At 38.8% G+C, this 17681-nt stretch carries 14 protein-coding genes; 3 read left to right on the forward strand and 11 right to left on the reverse strand.

What is annotated here, in order from left to right:
• Window positions 1-74: 74 nt before the first annotated feature.
• The 11 genes from HZA77_09070 to HZA77_09120 form a co-directional block, all read right to left on the reverse strand.
• On the reverse strand, window positions 75-1979 hold the full coding sequence (locus tag HZA77_09070) for a hypothetical protein (GenBank protein MBI5375574.1): 1905 nt from the start codon (window positions 1977-1979) through the stop codon (window positions 75-77).
• On the reverse strand, window positions 1979-3478 hold the full coding sequence (locus tag HZA77_09075) for a glycosyltransferase family 39 protein (protein MBI5375575.1): 1500 nt from the start codon (window positions 3476-3478) through the stop codon (window positions 1979-1981). Before HZA77_09075 ends, HZA77_09070 begins: the two co-directional genes overlap by 1 nt.
• A 6-nt stretch (window positions 3479-3484) precedes the next feature.
• Window positions 3485-4942, reverse strand: a complete 1458-nt coding sequence (locus HZA77_09080) for a radical SAM protein (protein MBI5375576.1) — start codon at window positions 4940-4942, stop codon at window positions 3485-3487.
• A gap of 10 nt (window positions 4943-4952) precedes the next feature.
• Window positions 4953-6230 carry a glycosyltransferase family 4 protein gene (locus tag HZA77_09085; GenBank protein MBI5375577.1) on the reverse strand — a complete coding sequence of 426 codons (1278 nt, stop codon included), beginning with the start codon at window positions 6228-6230 and terminating at the stop codon, window positions 4953-4955.
• A 7-nt stretch (window positions 6231-6237) separates the two neighbouring features.
• Window positions 6238-7509: a glycosyltransferase family 4 protein gene (locus HZA77_09090; GenBank protein MBI5375578.1), complete on the reverse strand. Its 1272-nt coding sequence runs from the start codon at window positions 7507-7509 to the stop codon at window positions 6238-6240.
• Window positions 7510-7579: 70 nt separating this feature from the next.
• Window positions 7580-9289 carry a cobalamin B12-binding domain-containing protein gene (locus HZA77_09095; protein MBI5375579.1) on the reverse strand — a complete coding sequence of 570 codons (1710 nt, stop codon included), beginning with the start codon at window positions 9287-9289 and terminating at the stop codon, window positions 7580-7582.
• Window positions 9286-10455, reverse strand: coding sequence for a glycosyltransferase family 4 protein (locus HZA77_09100; GenBank protein ID MBI5375580.1), 1170 nt, complete (start codon window positions 10453-10455; stop codon window positions 9286-9288). Before HZA77_09100 ends, HZA77_09095 begins: the two co-directional genes overlap by 4 nt.
• Window positions 10452-11579, reverse strand: coding sequence for a glycosyltransferase family 4 protein (locus HZA77_09105; GenBank protein MBI5375581.1), 1128 nt, complete (start codon window positions 11577-11579; stop codon window positions 10452-10454). Before HZA77_09105 ends, HZA77_09100 begins: the two co-directional genes overlap by 4 nt.
• 2 nt (window positions 11580-11581) lie before the next feature.
• A complete protein-coding gene (locus HZA77_09110) occupies window positions 11582-12979 on the reverse strand; it encodes an ABC transporter ATP-binding protein (GenBank protein MBI5375582.1) in 1398 nt (465 codons plus the stop codon).
• A gap of 28 nt (window positions 12980-13007) precedes the next feature.
• A complete protein-coding gene (locus HZA77_09115; protein ID MBI5375583.1) occupies window positions 13008-13802 on the reverse strand; it encodes an ABC transporter permease in 795 nt (264 codons plus the stop codon).
• Between the two features lie 135 nt (window positions 13803-13937).
• Entirely contained in the window at window positions 13938-14564 is a 627-nt protein-coding gene (locus HZA77_09120) for a hypothetical protein (GenBank protein ID MBI5375584.1), read from the reverse strand.
• Between the two features lie 193 nt (window positions 14565-14757).
• On the opposite strand from HZA77_09120, the gene HZA77_09125 reads away from it, so the two are divergent.
• Genes HZA77_09125 through nagZ form a run of 3 tightly spaced genes read left to right on the forward strand, consistent with a single transcriptional unit; the run spans window position 14758 to window position 17605 of the window.
• Window positions 14758-15660, forward strand: a complete 903-nt coding sequence (locus HZA77_09125; protein MBI5375585.1) for an ABC transporter permease — start codon at window positions 14758-14760, stop codon at window positions 15658-15660.
• Complete coding sequence (locus HZA77_09130; GenBank protein ID MBI5375586.1) at window positions 15653-16486, forward strand: ABC transporter permease; 834 nt, start codon at window positions 15653-15655, stop codon at window positions 16484-16486. The genes HZA77_09125 and HZA77_09130 overlap by 8 nt, the downstream gene beginning before the upstream one ends.
• 18 nt (window positions 16487-16504) lie before the next feature.
• Entirely contained in the window at window positions 16505-17605 is a 1101-nt protein-coding gene (nagZ, locus tag HZA77_09135) for a beta-N-acetylhexosaminidase (GenBank protein MBI5375587.1), read from the forward strand.
• Window positions 17606-17681: the final 76 nt, after the last annotated feature.

Here is a 17681-nt window from a genome sequence, read left to right on the forward strand (position 1 = left end):
GCCCCTGTTTTTTTTTGAACTAATTCTTTAAGACTTAAAAAAGATTATGTCAATTCCTTAACAATAAGCCTGCGTTATCGGGCATCAATCTTATACACTTTATATGTCGTATTGAGCGAAGTTATATTCCCGTAGAAAGGGTCATCCCTTGGAGGTTTCTTTCCTTTCAGGAACTCAGCATATTCATCAAATGCCATTTTTATAGCTGGTCTTGTACTTTTATCATTCTGATAAACAAGCTGGAGTTTAAAAATTCTGTTAAGATAACCGTCTATGTTCTCAAGCTTTTCAGGCGTCATGTGGGTGAAAACCCTCTCATACACCTCATCAAGGACTATATATTTCACATTAAAATGTTTAATAAATTCGGCAGAATACACCATATCACTTTCAATAGACTTTTCGTCCGGCACTTCTCCATACTCTATTTTCACAAGTGTACTGATGATGGGAGTCTTTGCAAAATAATCGGTGTTACGCTGCAAAGTCCTCGCAAGCATTCCATCCAAAATTCGCTTGCCGTGATAAGTCTGATAATACTGGAACCTTGTAAAATTATATCCTAGGTGATAAGTCCCCTTGGCACGCCACCCTAATGGTACGTGAAGGATTGCAAAGTCGCCACTTTCGTTTTTTATTTGAGTATATACAGGAGGGACCTGCATATCAGAAATAAAAGTAAACGGAGCTGTCCATAATTCGAAGACAAGAACTGCCATTACCGGATACACGACAACATTTCTTTTTTTTATTTTATCACAAATATATTTTATCCCAAATCCGGCAAGAATTGAGATAAAAAGCATCACCATGACACCATATCTCCCAGGAATCCGCACTGCGCTGAAAAAGGGGAGATAATAGGAAAGAATGTATGGCATTGGTATTCTCAAATGGCTTTCAAAGAAGCTTGCTTTGCCTCCTATATGCAAATAGGGACCCAGGCTCATGACCGCTGAAAAAGCAAAAAGAGAGAAATAAAATATTATTTCCTTGTCTCTCCATTTATAAATCATGAGAAGCAAAACTATCATAAGAGTCAAATATCCCGGGAATATTACTGTCTCCTGGAATACCCCGGAAAAACGGCTCATCATCATTGCCGACCTATCACCCCAGACAGGATGGAGAGGGTTGGGAATAAAATAGGCCAGAAGATCAATAGACTCACTTTCAGCATTTTCGAGCGTTGAAGAAAGTATCCCGCTCCCTTCAGATGCAATGAAATCAATCATCCTGTAAATTACCGGAGAAAACATGATAAGAAAAAGGATAAATACTGCACTGACCTTAATTATATTTTTTTTAAAACCGTCACCTTCTGCTTTAAAGCTGAAGAATATCAGGAATGGAATGGTATAGAGTATAGCGTAGAAACCATAAATCTCGCAGGAAAGCGCATTAAACAACAAAAATAATGCGCACCAGAATATATTACTTTTCTTCAATCCCTTTTCATTCAGGATTTTTAAAATAAAAAAGAAATATAGAGGCATCCATTGAGTAGACAGATAGTTTATAAACGATACCCTGAACATCCTGAACGGTGAAAAGGCATATATGATACCGCCAATCAACGCTGCCCACCGGCTGCCGGTAAGATACTCTATTAGAATAAATGCACCGTATCCTGATAAAATAAAAGTAAGAAATGTAATTATGTTAAAGGCAACCAGTGTGTCAGCGACAGGTGAAATTATAAGGGCAAAAATGCCGTTTATAATTGTAAGAGTGTGGAAAACAAGGGTTGTTCCAATTGGATAAAATATATACTTTGTAAAAAAGATACTCTCCCCATAAGAAAGCAGAGCTTTTTTAACCCACCATACATTCCAGACAAGCATGGACCCGTCAATATCATCACCAAGCTTGTGGGTCGTAAATTTAAAAATCCATGGGTAGGTTAAGACAACAGTAAGGATTGAATAGAAAAGGAGAACAGGGATGTCTTTTATTATCTTCCTGCAAAAGTCCTTCATCAGGCAATATTTCTCCTGCTATATTGGAATATGAAAATCCCCTTAAATCTTTTTTCCCCCTCAAGATAAAAATGACCGTCCATCCAATCTTTTAATTCTTTTGAAATTGGATCAAGATGGTCAAGAGGATCCCACCATGAAAGGACAAGCCAGATTCGCCCTTTCCCCCTAACAGAATCAGGAACAACATCGGGAAGGAGATTAGAATGTTTCCAATCAGAGGGCTGCGGGTATCTTTCAAACATGGAAGTAGCCAGAAGTTTTTGTTCCGGAGAATCTTTCCAATAATACTCAAAACTCAGGAGGGTTGACCTGCAGGAGTGACCCACTATATCTCCGGATTCCCATTTAGATTGAAGGTACTCAACTGGCTCTCTCATTTGGATCCTTGCATGTTCCCCAGGGGCCTGCTGTATATATGGGATTTCTTCATACATATTCTTATAGCCAAAATAGGAAAAGATAGTTACCGCCATCAATATAACGACAACTCCACCTTTTTTGATTTTTTTTACTTCCCCTGCGACAATGAGAAGAAATAATGGAAGAATAAATGATATATATCTATCAAGATAAACAGGATGATACAGGGAAACAACAAAGAGAATAAGCGGAGTTAAAATGACAAAAAAAGGAAGTAAAAAGTATTCTTTTGATCTTTCCTTTATGATTCCATACAAACCTGTTACAAACATTATCCCATAAACGAATGATGCAATAAAGTAGTTAATCCGCGGAGAGCTGAACCCTACAGAGAAATTCTTAAGTGTATTAAATAAGCTTTTTATTCCAGGCCTTGGTATCCACGTTGAAACAAAACCTGAGGTATTAAAAAAATGTTCTTTAAGCATGACCGGAATCCATGGAAGATATGCAATCCCCACAGTTATAAGAGAGATTGCTAAACTCGTCAGCACTTTCCTTTTTTCTTTCATGAGGAAAGTGCAAAACGCCAGAGAGATGACCTCGATGGATACAACATACATCCCAAAATAATGTGTATACAGTAACAAAGCAGTAGAAAGAAAATAAAAGAAACAATACCTTCTTTCACCTGTTTTTATTGCAAGCAGCAGCGATGAAAAGGATAAGAATGATAGGAGGATAAAAAGGGAATACATTTTAACCTCCTGACTGTAATAGATGTGAAATGGTGAAATTGCAAGCAGGAATGATGCGGCTTGTGCTGTCTGCTCATCAAATAACTTTTTTGCTACTGCATAGAGTGCATAAATATTGAAGACCCCAAAAATAACAGATGGCAGTCTAAGCCAGAATTCTCCGCTCCCAAACTTTCCCCATAGATTCAATAACAGAAAATATAAAGGTGGATTGCTATCAAGCACCCTTCCATTGAGAATCCCGCCAAGTTCTTCTTTCTGGAAAACGCACAAAACCTCATCAAACCAGAAGTCATAAGTCCCAAGCCTGTAGATTCTGAGGATTATACTTAATGTTATTATAAAAAAAATGGTTAGCCGGGAAGGGAGGCTTGTCATAAGTATTTATTTTTTGGCGAAAAGCTCCCAGAATCTTTTCGCTCCATGAAATGGACTGACAATTCCTCTTATAATATATTTCCATGGATGAACTTTCATATCTTTTTTCATATGATGTTCTATCCATGATTTATTAGCATATCTCAAACCAGATTCAAGGTCACAACTGTCAAGCATTTCAGTTCTTATAACTGCCCTGTTATAGCCGTCATATTCCTCCCAGTTTTTGCTGAGGATAAAACCTTTCCTGTCTAGATCCTCAAAATACCTGCTCCCCGGAAAAGGAGTAATTATTGAGAACTGCAGGGAATCAGGATCCTGTTCTATTGCAAAATCGACTGTCCGTTTAATCGTATCCATTGTCTCCCCGGGAAGTCCAAATGCAAAGGTAAGATGAATCTTTATCCCAAGTTCTTTGGTTATCCTGATATTTTCTTTTGCTTTGGCAAGATCAAGATCTTTGCCGCAAACCTTTACAATGTCTTGAACGCCAGACTCAATCCCATATTTTAGAGCATAAAGTCCGGCATCAACCATCGCTTCCAGCATTTCGCGGTCTGAAGTATCAGCCCTTGCCATTATGGCCCATGGAACTTTCAAACCCTTTTTCTTTATTTCATCACAAATACTGATAATTCTTTTTTTCCCAATGTTAAATGTATCATCATCGAAGTAGATTGATTTAAAACCCTTCTCATTAACCAACCAGGCCATTTCATTTACAACATCCACCGGGTTCCTTGTGCGGTAAGAGTTCCCGCCGTACATTATCTGAGGCCATGAACAGAAGATACACTTGAAGGGACATCCTCTGCTTGCCCACATCTGGACACTCGGTTTTGGGATATTGCCGGGGGTATCATTATATTTCCCCATCTGGAGTTGATGTCTGGCCGGCCATGGGAAAAGATCAAGGTCAGTTACCAGCTTGCGCTCACCAGTAAAAATCACTTTACCATTTCTGTCTCTGAAGAAAAGCCCTTCTACGCTATTAAGATCTTTCTTCTCATCAAGGTGTTGAACCATTTCAAGAAGGGTAAATTCATACTCGCCTTTTAGTACGATATCCACACATTTAATGTTCTCGAGAAAACTGGCTTTGTACATGTTCATATCAGGACCGCAAAATACCACCGGAACATTTTCTCCCAGCATCTTTTTGGTCATTTCGGCAAATTTCAGGTCAATATCTATGCTGTTGGTCGAAACCTCAAAGACTACGATGTCAGGTGCGTAGTCTGTCAGCTTTTTAAAGAATTTTTTATCATCGTCACGGTTAGCAATGCCGTCAACAAGCCTGACGTCAATTGAGTTCTTTTCCAGAAGGGCAGCAGCATAAGCAAGGAAAAACGGAAACGGCATATATTCCGACTCTTCTTTCTCAAAGTGAGGCCAGCGGCTTCCAGCTCTCACTCCATAGAAACCCTCTTTTGTCCATGGGGCATTTCCAAGAAATACTTTCATCTAACTTTCCTTACGAAAATAATGGAACATAATATTTATCTATAATCTTATCCCAACTGTAAAGAGATTCAGCAAGTTTTCTTCCTTTTTTCCCCATGCTTTCCCTGAGATCAGGTGAATCAAGAAGAAGCTCGATCTTGTCCATAAGCGCTTTTTCATCACCAGGAGTGACTAAAAAACCTGTTTCGCCATCAACAACTATATTCTGTAATCCACCGACAGCGGAGGCAATAACCGGCAATCCGCATGCCATAGCCTCTACGGCAACAATCCCAAAAGGCTCCATCCACAGAGATGGAACAACCACTATATCTGCCTCATTATAAATCGCAGGAAGATTATCCTGATCTACCCATTTTATCAATTTGAAATATTCCCCCTGAAAACGGTTCTCATAAGGCTTGAAATAATCATCCACTGTCAACATAAGCATAATATCATTACGTTTTGAAAGAAGTAACTTAAATGCATTCTCAAGGATTGTAAGCCCCTTTGCATATTCTGCAACCCTTCCTGCCATAAGTATCTTTTTAATACCATTATCTCTTTTTTTCTCAAGGGGAACAAATTTTTCAGTATTAACCCCAGATGGTATCATTTCTACCTGCTTGTTTAATTTTGTGACAACATCTTTAACGTAATCATTATACACTACAATTCGCGAGACCCCTTTAATGCTCTCAGACACAACATATTTATAATAATTCAAAAAAACCACGGAGAAAAGATATTCCTGGGTAAAATGGAACATAATTCTGCTAAAAGGATATGCATTAATTTTCCAATTAAGTATTATCTTCGCACACTCTTTTAATAAACTTATATTCCCGAACCGGCATTTTTTACATTTTACTGAATCATCAAAAATATTATTTGAGCAAATTTCACTGTCGGCAAAAAAGAGCTTGTTGTTAGAACATATAATTTCGTAGGAATAAAATCTGAAAATCTGAGGATAGTCCTTTAAAGCTTTTGAAACATAAGGCTTTAGAAAATATCCATCACCTAAAAAGACATAGTCTGGCTTAAACTTATCTATTGCTTCCTTAAACTTCCTGGGGACATTTACAAAATTAAAAGTGAGCTTGTTAAAAGGGATATGGCATACTTCAAAAGGAAGCTCTGATTTTATTACACCGCGGGGAAAATAGAGGTCAAAATCAGGGACAAAGAGTTTTACTTCAAACCCTCTCTTTTTCATTCCGGAAGCAATCTGAAAAAGGTCATTCCACGATCCTCCTCCCGCAGGCCAGTGGAAAAGAAGATCTACAAAAGCTATTTTTTTCATACTGAAATCAAAGTGCCTCTATAAGTGGAAAATAATATTTTTTCATTACTATATCCCAATCGTAAAATTCCGTAGCTCTTTTTCTCCCCTCATTCCCCATATTTATCATTAATCCTCTGTCATCCAAAAGTTGTTTCAATGCATTGCAAACCCCTTCAACATCATTTGGTTTTACAAGAAATCCGGTCTTCCCATTTTCCACAATACCGCTTAATCCGCCAACGCTTGATGCAATTACCGGCTTCCCGCAGGCCATTGCCTCGACAGCAGTGATGCCAAAAGGCTCATGCCATGTTGAAGGGACCACGCATATATCTGCCATTTCATAAAGCATTGGAAGTTTTTCCTGATTCATCCAGTTTAAAAAGACAATGTGGTCACAAAAAGGTTTAGGTATCGCATCCATTGTCATATCAACGTCAGCAGTACAAAAAAGCATAAAATCATCTCTTGTTTCAAGAAGCTTCCTGCATGCCGCCTCTATTATTTTAAAACCTTTAGGCGGATAGGAAATTCTTCCCGTCATAAGTATCGCTGTCTTTTCCCCTTTCTTTTTATTCCCCGGCATAAAACGCAATGTGTCAACACCAGAAGGGAATACATTCACATTTGAGCTGATTCCATTTAGCAGGTCTTTTGTGAAAGGATTATAAACGATAATTTCAGATGCACCTCCAAGAAGTTTTTTTGCAGTCTTCTGATATGAACCGGAATAAGCACCGCTTGAAAATATTTCCTGAGTATTTAACAGGTAAAACAGGTCATTTACATTGTAATTTAAATATACCCCGGCAAGCGCTTTAAAGAAGCTTCCTCCAGGGTATTTGCAATCTTTACATTGTTCAATATTCAAAAACAAATTGTTAGTGCAATTTTCACCCCTGTTGTTGATGAGATTAAAGGTATAACAGAAAACTTCATATGCATAGAATCTGACAATAGTTTTATAATCTTCAAAAGCACTGAGAAGCATCGGCTTCATATTATACCCATCCCCTATGAAAACAATATCAGGACTAAAGCCTTCAACAGCTCTTCTAAACCTTGAAGGAAGAGTATATTTATTAAAAGAATATTTGTTGAAATTTATTTTTTCAACAGGGAACGGAAGAGATTCATCGATGACTCCCCGCGGTAAATAGTCAGGGAAATCAGGAACAAAAAGCTTTACTTCATATCCGCATTCACTAAATCTTGTAATGACTTCTTTGAGGTCAGTTGTCGCCCCTCCTGAAGGAGGCCACATAAACATAAGATCAATAAAAGCTATCCGTTTCATAAAATTACAAAAATAGTTAAATGGAAAAATGACTTTAAAATGAGGAAGATTTTTTTTTGGAGCAGGAATATCACCGTTTTATAAGGAAACAGTATATTTTAAGAAATGCTGTTGCAAGAATTCTCTTTATTGTTTTATTTACACCCTTCTCCCATGGAATAGTTACCTTCTTTTTTCCCATTTCAAGGTCCTGCTGGTAAAGTGCAGACCTTAACAATCCCATCTGCGCTAAGACAAGACAAGAAAAAGCTGCAAACTTAAAGCTTTTTTTAGAACTTATGTTAAGAAATCCTGCAACTTCTGTAGCAATCATTCTTAGCGTCCTGTTGCCGTCGCATCTTATATAAAATGACTGGAGAAAACGTATATATTGATACTGTTCAGTAAATCTTTCAAGCCTGGGCAGTGAAAATGACGCAAAATCCCATATGCCAGCCCATGCAGCATAAACCGCGATAAGCAGGTCATTGGGATCAAGTCTCTCCTGCGTGCGCATTGGAACGTCGTCAAGAAGAGAGTTAGGGACAAAATTTATGTTATGATGGAAACAGTCATCCCATGTATCTACAAGAACCATACCGAGACTGCGTGCATCCTCCATCAGCTGAGTTTTCGGATAAGCAGTTGAAAACTGCCCAATATAAATCGGGAAAGGCAGAGGATGAAAATGTTCAAGCCAGGGAAGGTCGTTAAGGAGTTTATCTATGAACTTAGATTGCATATAATAACCATTTATTGTTTCACCAGGATTAAATGCCATATAAGTAAAAAGAGGGAACATCCCGTACTTCTTCTGGAGCGCAGCAATCTCTTCTATAACAGCAAGACTTTCTTCTTTATGTATCTGGATGAAAGTTTCAGGATTTGCACTCTCAATGCCAACTTCAAGCCCTATGCACCCTGATTTAGCCAAAAGCTCTATTAAATCTTTATTTTTCTGGACATGAGAAGCTCTTGTAAGCCCGGTCCATTTGACCTTCAAGCCTTCTCTCAGGATACCCTCGCAAAGTCCTATAACGTACTTCCTGTTTAGAAGGAAGTTGTCATCCCAGAAATGAAACTGGCATATGTTAAGGTCGGTTATCGATTTCTTCATTTCCTCAATAACATTCTCCGGGTTTCTCCAGCGTACCTTTCCCATCCACATCAAAGGTGAAACGCAATATGTGCAGTTGTAGGGACATCCCCGTGAACCTACTATGGGCAGTCTTCTGCCGCCTACTACATGAAGCGGCGTTGAATAACAATCCATTGAAAGAAGATCCCATGCTGGGAACGGGATAGTATCGAGATTATCTATAAGCGGTCTTGCAGGGGTCTGTATAAATTTCCCATCTTCTCTGAAAGCTACTCCGCTTATGTCATCAAACTTTCTGCTATCCTGTAATCTTTTAAGAACTTCAGTGAATGTAATTTCTCCCTCATGAAGAACGCATAAGTCTGAATACTCCGTAGCTTCCTCGGGACAAAGTGACGTATGAACTCCGCCAAACACAATAAGAGCTTCAGGAATATGCACTTTTACTGCGCTGGCAATATTATATACAAATGGTGCCTGTGCAGTCCAAAATGAAAATCCAACTACATCCCATTTTTCCTTGATTATTTCGCAAATCGTTTGAGAATAGTTCATATTCATTACATGAGCATCAAGGATCCTTACATCAATATCAGGAAGTTCTTGCCTTATATAGGAGGCAAGATACCCGATACCTAATGGCAAAATCCTTTTGTGACGCTCATTGCACGGTAAAGGCGGTTGAATTAAAAGTACTTTCATGCTAATTCCTTTAGCTCTGATATGACGCTATATAGTTTTTTCCCTAAAACATTTAAAGAGTAATTATTCACTATCTTTTCCCGCGCTTTTTCCCCCATATCTTTGCGCAGTTTCTCGTCAGTTATAAGCATTTCCATTTTCTTCAGAAACTCATCTTTGCCTGAAGCTAAAAAACCATCTTTCCCGTCATCAATGACGTAAACATTCTCACCTGTCCTGCTTGCAATAACAGGCTTTCCTGAAGACATAAATTCAAACAGTTTTGTAGGACTCTTGGAATTGACCCACAGATCGTTTGACTGAATCATGGGTACCACTCCTATGTCTATCCCTGAAAGAAATTGAGGAACTTCATCCGGCTTTATAGTTCCAAGAACTTCTATCCCATCATTGTTATATACTGATTCAACAACTTTTTTTACTCTTCCCATATATTGTCCACCACCCAGTATTTTAAGCCTGATATTAGGATATTTGCTTCTTAGTGCTGAAAAGCAGTGAAGAAGAAATAACATATTATCAAAAATAACATCGCCCCATACAATCCCTGTCCAGGAGAACGTTATCGTATTTCCATCTTTTTTAGTAGAGTTATTATTAAACTTCTCGTCATCAACACCTGTTGGAACGTAAAAAGTCCTGTCATTGACCTTAGACATTATATCAAGCAAACTGTGGCTCGCAACAACACAACCGAGAGCTTCTCCCGCATATTTCATGAGCACTTTATTATAATCCTCTGGGGCAATGTTCCCATAAGAATCTGACCTTGCAGGGATATCAAAGAAAAACCTGTTGAGCTCCCTGCTCTTATAAAGCGTTCCGTACTGGGCATCCCAGTCATCACAATCAAGTATATACCGGTTTCTTCCCAAACGTGAAAGCAGGAAAGGTATAGCTGCATGGAAAAGAAGTTTCTGGACGTAAAATATATTTCCCTTTTCACCCAAAAGTCTCAAAAAAGCTTTTAAGGTCAACTGAATCTTTCTCCTGTCCCTTAGAGCATACATTGTCTCCTCGCTGTATTGAGGCGGGAGAAGGTGGTCTTTAAATGACAGAACTTCAGTTTCCATCCCCATTTTTTTTAAGACCGATGCAAAGTGATAACATCTTATTCTTACATGGGGATATTGGTATCCGCTATGTCCTATAAAAATAATCTTCATGGTTTTATTGTCTTTAATATCTGTGATAGTTTTTTTCCAAGAACATCAAGGGAATAATTCTCAGCCACATCTTTTTTGGCTTGTTCTCCAATTTTTACCCTCAAGCTATCATCTTTTATAAGAAGATTAATTTTCTCAACGAACTCATCCTCGCTGTTTCCAAGAAAACCGTTTTCTCCGTTTTTTATAATATGCGGTACCTCTCCAAAATCAGAAGATACTGTAGAAAGCTCCATAGCCATGTATTCAAAAAGCTTTGTAGGACTTTTACTGCGCATCCATGTATCATTTTCATTATCCGGAATAAGAGGAAGCAGGCCTATATCCATGTTATTTAAAAGGTCATTCATTTTATCGGGTGAAATCCAGTCGTAAAATTGTATAGCACCGGGAAATCTCATTTTCATGGAATCAGATTTCACTTTATCGTAAAAATATCCTGATGCCGCAATACAAAGAGTAACTTTTTTTCCTGCCGGATTTATTTTTGAAAAACATCTCAACAGGAACATAACATTCTCATACATTACTTCACCCCAAATATTACCAGTCCAGATGAGATTCACTTCATTACCTGTTCTCCGGGTATTACGTGAAAATTTTTCTATATCAACACCTGTCGGGATATAATGGACGTTCCTGTTCCACACTGACAAGTAATCAGCCAGATAATGGCTCGAAGCTACGCAGGCTGCCGCATCTTCAGCAACCCTTTTAGTAACATTCTCAACCCCATCAGTTCCGAAAAAAAACCTGTTAATATATCCCCTGTTGAAAAGAGGAGATCTGTCTATGTCCCAGTCATCATAGTCAAGAACAAAACTTCCTCCTGAAAGCTTTGTAAGAAAATATGGAGCTGCTGAATGATAATGCACTTTCTGTATATAAAATATTGCCCCGCTGTCTTTTAAAAGCCTGAGAAAGGCTCTGAAATTAAGGTAAAGCTTTTTCCTGTCTCTAATGCCCAGCATGTCTATACCTGAAAGGTTTGGAGCAAAGTCGTCTCTGAGAGATATTACCGATGATTCAATCCCGTATTTTTTGACTTCCCGGGCAAAATGATAACATCGGACCCTTACATAAGGATAATCATAGCCGTTGATCCCGATGAATACTGTCTTCATACTCAACCTATCTTTATTCGTCCCTTGAAATATTTATAACGGCCTGTTAAATATTTCTTGGCAGATTCATTGTTATCGCGCAGATGCTGAAGTACCCTTCCACGATAAAAGGGATTGGAATTAATAACATTAATCCTTTCTCCTTCAACAAGAGCCTCAGCCGAAAAACTCACAGGAGGAAGAATATCATTGTTTTCGTTTTTACTCCCTGCCCCAATACACCCTGTGCCTGCATCACCTGACCAGATACAGTCCCAGTCGTCATCTACACTATCCCTGAATTTCGGGAAATTACCAATGTTCCCGTCTGAGCCTGACCATTCATCGTAATCATCAGAAAGCATTACATTAGCCTGTTGTTTTAATATATCAACAGGCGACCTCACTTCCATCTCAATCTCCCATTCTATACAACTGCCTTCAAGAGTTATCTTCCATTCCTGTGCAATAGGCAATCCCATCCATTCTCCCCTTGCGAGAATCATGGAATTCTTATTCTCAAGGATTTTCCACTCAGCCACGGAAGAATCATACCATTTCACAAATGACCGCATAGAAGTATAGCCGGAAAGCCCTTTTGTAAGCTCCCTTTCATTCCATAAAAGGATAAGTCTGCCGTTATTAACAATTACTTTCAGTTTGCCGCTTTCAATCTTCCCAATCCCCTTCTTGTCTCCAACTGACACCCAGTATCTGGAAATCACCTTTGAAGGCTCACCCTGAAGCACTGTCTTTCCTTTTTCAAGGAGGATTACTTTTGTGCATATATGCCTTATGATGTTTAGGTCATGGGAAACAAATATGAGAGTGTTTCCCTTTTGCAGAAAATCTTCTATTGTGCGCAGGCATTTTGCCTGAAAAGACTGGTCACCTACTGCAAGCACTTCATCAACGAGAAGTATTTCCGGATCTACATGTACGGCAACAGCAAAACCAAGCCTGACAAACATTCCGGAAGAATAATTTCTAAGAGGCGTATCTATAAAATCAGCAATCCCCGCATATTCAACTATGGAGTCAAAACGTTCCCTGATCTGTTTACCGGTTAACCCAAGTATTATCCCGTTAAGAAAAACATTCTCTCTTCCTGTCAAATCAGGATGGAAACCCGCTCCAAGCTCAAGAAGGCCTGCTATCTTTCCTTTTACCTTCAGGCTACCCTCAGTGGGAATAGTAACACCGCTCAAAATCTTTAATAACGTGCTTTTCCCTGCACCGTTATCACCGATTATCCCCACGGCATCACCCTTCTCAATTGTGAAATCAATATTCCTCAGCGCCCAGAACTCCTCCCCCTTATTTCTGCGGAATAATCCGATAAAAAGGCTTTTTAGCAGCATCTGCCGTTCATGATATATTTTATAGTGTTTCCCGACATTTCTTGCTTCTACAACATTCATTGAAATTCCCGTGTATGCTGAATCAAATTTAAATCAAATCTGCAAAGGCTGGCTCACATCGTTTAAAGACAATAAATCCTGCAAAAAAAATTATCAGGCAGGAAATTAAGGTTGATACTACAAGAGATAAATCCGGCAGTTTACCGTCAAGAAGGATATTCCTGTAAAAAGTTATTATACCGGCCATAGGATTAAGCATATATATTCCCATGAACCTTTCTGGCACCATACTGACAGGATAGAATACCGGTGAAAGGTAGAAAAGTATGAGAAGTGTTGCCTCAACTATATATTTAACATCCCTGAAATAAACATTGAGTCCTGAAGTCAAAAGCACCATGCCGCTTAAAAATATCATCTGAAGTATCACAACAAGCGGAGAAAGAAGGACAAGAGCTGTAATCTTGATTTGAAATATCAGCAGAAAAATAAAAAGAAAAAGAAGTGAAAGACAGAAATTAACAAGATTTGCAATTATGACTGATATGGGAATTATCTCCCTTGGGAAGTAGACCTTCTTTATAAGAGATGCATTATCAATAATGGAATTCGTTGCACCTGCGAGGGAAAGATTAAAAAACGTCCAGGGAATCAAACCGCAGAGTACAAAAACTGAATAAGGAGAATCTGTTTTTACCCTGAAAACAAGAGAAAAAATAACACTCAGTACAACCATCATGAGAAGCGGATTCAGAAGTGCCCATAGAAAGCCAAGTGTTGCGCTCTTATATCTTACTTTCAGGTCTTTTTTAGCAAGTGATAAAACAAGCTCAAAATAGTGGATCGCATTTAACCGCTGGCTTGATATATTGGTTTTATCCATTAATTTAAATTGTTGGTATTAGCAATTTCCTATCCAAATATCAGAAATTAATTATGATTAAATTATATTAGCTACAATCTTTAAAGTAAATCTATGTTTGATTTGAAATAAGGTAAATATTGGTGGATATGCCGGTCACTCGGACTCAAGCTGTTTTATAAATGCATCGTTCATGAAATTATCCATCCATAACCTGTAGGGGATGTCGGTATCTTTCAGTCTTATACCGAGGAAATACCAGTTTTTCTTCTTATCATTGTACATCGCTTCTTTAACCTTAATTTCCTTTTCAGCATTATCAATTGCAGTTCTTCTGCCTGCCAAAAACGCCGGTTTCCAATTATTATAATAATTCCAACCGGTATTATGAGAAGGAAAATACGGGACCACTGAATAATAGCGCATAACCTCATCTTTCCGTTTCTTTGAAGATTCAAAGTCCTGCTTTGCGCTTATAAGTTCATTCTTATAGGATTCTATTTTGTTATTCCAATAATTCCACAGATCAAAAGCACTTTGTTTTATTTTAGTGTGTTTCTCAGATAATTGTTCACTGTAATCTTCACCTTTATATTCATTTTCGAGTATCAGATTATTTTTTTCAGTCCCGGCTCTCTCTTTTATTATAATCACACCAGACATGTTTTCAGGAGGCATACTGGTAAAATTCCATACACCATTTTTGTCCTGCCATTGGTATATATCAGCAGATGTAATGTATGCGAACATTATAAAAAGCACACCCATCATCAAAGTTTTCATAAATTACAATCCTTGCCATTCCTATTATTTATTATAATTAATCAAAGCATTTATTTCCAGCATGACAATCTATCATTATTTTTTTTATTTTAATGGCCACTGCTCACAATTTGATTTTACAACCTGTACCCATATGAATTATTCTTATCACTGAAAAGATAATTAAAAATTCAATCAGGTAAATAAATAACTAATGGGAATGTATTGTATAAGGAGGGTTCTTCTTGCGATCCCGGTAATTGCCGGCGTTACGATTCTGGTGTTTTTTGTAATACATCTGGTACCCGGCGACCCGGTGCAGATGATGTTAGGGGATAATGCTTCAACTGCGGATATTGAAGAACTGCGAACTGCTCTTGGGCTCAATGATCCTTTGCCCTTACAATTCAAGAATTTCATAGTCAGCATTTTCGATGGAAATCTCGGCAGGTCAATAATGACGAGACGCCCGGTAATGGAATCAATAAGGGAAAGAATCCCGTCCACAATCATGCTTGCCTTGGGTGCCCTTGCAGTGGCTTTAACAATTGCTGTTCCCATAGGGACGATTTCCGCATGGAAACGAAACAGCGCAATAGACGGGATATCGAGAATCATTTCTCTGCTCGGTATCTCTGTCCCAAATTTCTGGCTTGGGCCAATGCTCATAATCATCTTTTATATAAAACTGAGCCTTTTTTCTATTTCAGGAATTATGCTGCCGGCAATTACTCTCGGCGCAGGAATGGCAGCCATCACTACACGTATGATACGTTCAACCCTTATTGATGTTATGGCTGAAAATTACGTGACTACCGCAAAATCAAAGGGTCTCTCGAATGCCATCATAATGATCAAGCATGCACTGAAAAATGCTCTTTTGCCTGTTGTGACAATCGTGGGGCTGCAATTCGGTGCCCTTCTTTCAGGCGCAATAATAGTGGAAACCATATTCTCCTGGCCCGGCATCGGAATGCTCACCATAGAGGCAATAACAAGGCGTGACTATCCTATGGTCCAGGGATGCATCCTTGTAATCTCATGTTGTTATGTATTGATAAATCTGCTGACTGATATTGCTTACGGAATTCTTGACCCGAGAATAAGATATGACTAAGAACTGGGTAAAACTGCTTTTCCGCAATAGGCTTACTGCAGCAGGATTTATAATAGTTGTATTATTTTTTATACTTTCCCTGCTTGCTCCGCTTCTTGCTCCATATAATCTTTATTCACAGAACCTTGATATTCGTCTTGAATCACCAAGCAGATTTCACCTTCTGGGAGTTGATGATCTTGGCAGGGATATCATGAGCAGGATTATTGCAGGTTCCCTCATTTCTTTTAAAGTAGGATTAATAACCGTCAGTATCTCATCCATCACAGGGCTTATAATCGGGTCTGTATCAGGATATAAGGGAGGCTGGATTGATGAATTGATAATGAGGTTCATTGACATACTCCTTGCATTTCCGGGGATGCTTCTTGCTATTTCGATAATAGCAATACTCGGACCTGGGCTTGACAACGTCATAATTGCCCTCTGTCTTGTCGGTTGGGTTGGTTATGCACGGCTTGTAAGGGGACAGATACTTTCATTAAAGGAAAGGGAATATGTTTTGGCATCCCATGCCATTGGTGCTTCTGGAGCAAGAACTGTCATAATGCACATTATCCCAAACCTTCTGTCCCCGCTTATTGTGCAGGCAACACTCGGAATCGCAGGTGCAATAGTAGCTGAAGCATCATTGAGTTTTCTGGGGCTAGGCACTCAGGCACCTCAGCCAAGCTGGGGAAGCATGCTAAACGATGGACAGAAATATCTTTACATGGCTCCCCATATGACAGCATTTCCCGGGCTTGCCATAATGATAGTGGTAATGGGTTTCAATTTTCTCGGGGATGGACTCCGCGACATCCTTGATCCCAAAAATGAAGAATAACAAAAAGGAACAAAAATCATGCCTACTGATATAGACATCCTGAAGCAGAAAACAAGCAGACTCCTTTATATAGGATTTCAGGGAAAAAGTTTTGAAGACATAAAGGACACACTGACACAATATCCATTTGGCGGAGTAATCTTCTTTTCACGAAACATAGAAGACTTAAATTCTCTTAAGAAGTTAATTACAGAAATTCAATCCTTTTCCATATCGCGATGGGGAGAGCCTTTGCTTATCGGCATTGACCAGGAAGGAGGACGTGTAAACAGGATTCACAGGCCTTTTACAATGCTTCCCCCTGATTCGGTTGTCGGACATACTAAATCAGCACATCTTGCATATCTTAAGGGGAAATTATTGGGGCTTGAATTAAAGCTTGTCGGATTCAACCTTGATTTTTATCCTGTCCTCGATATCTTAACAAACCCTGCAAACAGAGTAATCGGAGACCGGTCTTTCGGGACAGACCAGGAGATTGTTGCAGAATTTGGTGTTGAAGCAATAAGGGGACTAAAATCAGCTAACATCGCATCTGTAGGAAAGCATTTCCCGGGACATGGAGATACAAGAGAGGACTCCCACGAAGAACTACCGGTATTAAATTACGGCCTTAAAGATCTTTTAAAGCGGGAAACAATTCCCTTTGAAAAGGCAATCAAGGAAGGCGTTGATTTCATAATGCCTGCACACATAGCTTTCCCATCAATCGACAGAGAAAAAATACCAGCCACTTTCTCATCAAACATTATAAACGGTTTGCTTAAGAAAAGGCTTGGATTTAAAGGAGCAGTGATCTCCGATGACCTTGAGATGAAGGCCATATCAAATAACCACGAAATTCGTGAAGCTTCGTCAAAAGCATTAAATGCAGGGTGCGATATGATACTTGTATGCCATACAAAACAATACCAGATGGAAACTGTAGAGCACCTGGCAATGGAAATACAAAATGGGAATTTTAGCGAACTGGAAATAGATAATTCAATCGGGAAAATAGCTGAAATAAAATCCAGAGTAACTTCCAGCATTGCATTTGATGATTCAGATATTGAGGAGGAGCTTAAATCAAGAGAGCTTCAGGAACTGAGGAATGAGATAGAGTCGATCCTCAAATGACTCTATAATTACCCACACAACGATATTGGTATCCTGATCCTGGAGCACAAAGTAAATAATGAAGGAGAAGATGTAT

This window comes from Candidatus Schekmanbacteria bacterium, from assembly GCA_016219965.1.
GTDB lineage: Bacteria > Schekmanbacteria > GWA2-38-11 > GWA2-38-11 > J061 > JACRJM01.

Coding starts and splice junctions, on each gene's coding strand:
- HZA77_09070 (MBI5375574.1), bottom strand. CDS start 1,979: ATGAAGGACTTTTGCAGGAAGATAATAAAAGACATCCCTGTTCTCCTT.
- HZA77_09075 (MBI5375575.1), bottom strand. CDS start 3,478: ATGACAAGCCTCCCTTCCCGGCTAACCATTTTTTTTATAATAACATTA.
- HZA77_09080 (MBI5375576.1), bottom strand. CDS start 4,942: ATGAAAGTATTTCTTGGAAATGCCCCATGGACAAAAGAGGGTTTCTAT.
- HZA77_09085 (MBI5375577.1), bottom strand. CDS start 6,230: ATGAAAAAAATAGCTTTTGTAGATCTTCTTTTCCACTGGCCTGCGGGA.
- HZA77_09090 (MBI5375578.1), bottom strand. CDS start 7,509: ATGAAACGGATAGCTTTTATTGATCTTATGTTTATGTGGCCTCCTTCA.
- HZA77_09095 (MBI5375579.1), bottom strand. CDS start 9,289: ATGAAAGTACTTTTAATTCAACCGCCTTTACCGTGCAATGAGCGTCAC.
- HZA77_09100 (MBI5375580.1), bottom strand. CDS start 10,455: ATGAAGATTATTTTTATAGGACATAGCGGATACCAATATCCCCATGTA.
- HZA77_09105 (MBI5375581.1), bottom strand. CDS start 11,579: ATGAAGACAGTATTCATCGGGATCAACGGCTATGATTATCCTTATGTA.
- HZA77_09110 (MBI5375582.1), bottom strand. CDS start 12,979: ATGAATGTTGTAGAAGCAAGAAATGTCGGGAAACACTATAAAATATAT.
- HZA77_09115 (MBI5375583.1), bottom strand. CDS start 13,802: ATGGATAAAACCAATATATCAAGCCAGCGGTTAAATGCGATCCACTAT.
- HZA77_09120 (MBI5375584.1), bottom strand. CDS start 14,564: ATGAAAACTTTGATGATGGGTGTGCTTTTTATAATGTTCGCATACATT.
- HZA77_09125 (MBI5375585.1), top strand. CDS start 14,758: ATGGGAATGTATTGTATAAGGAGGGTTCTTCTTGCGATCCCGGTAATT.
- HZA77_09130 (MBI5375586.1), top strand. CDS start 15,653: ATGACTAAGAACTGGGTAAAACTGCTTTTCCGCAATAGGCTTACTGCA.
- nagZ (MBI5375587.1), top strand. CDS start 16,505: ATGCCTACTGATATAGACATCCTGAAGCAGAAAACAAGCAGACTCCTT.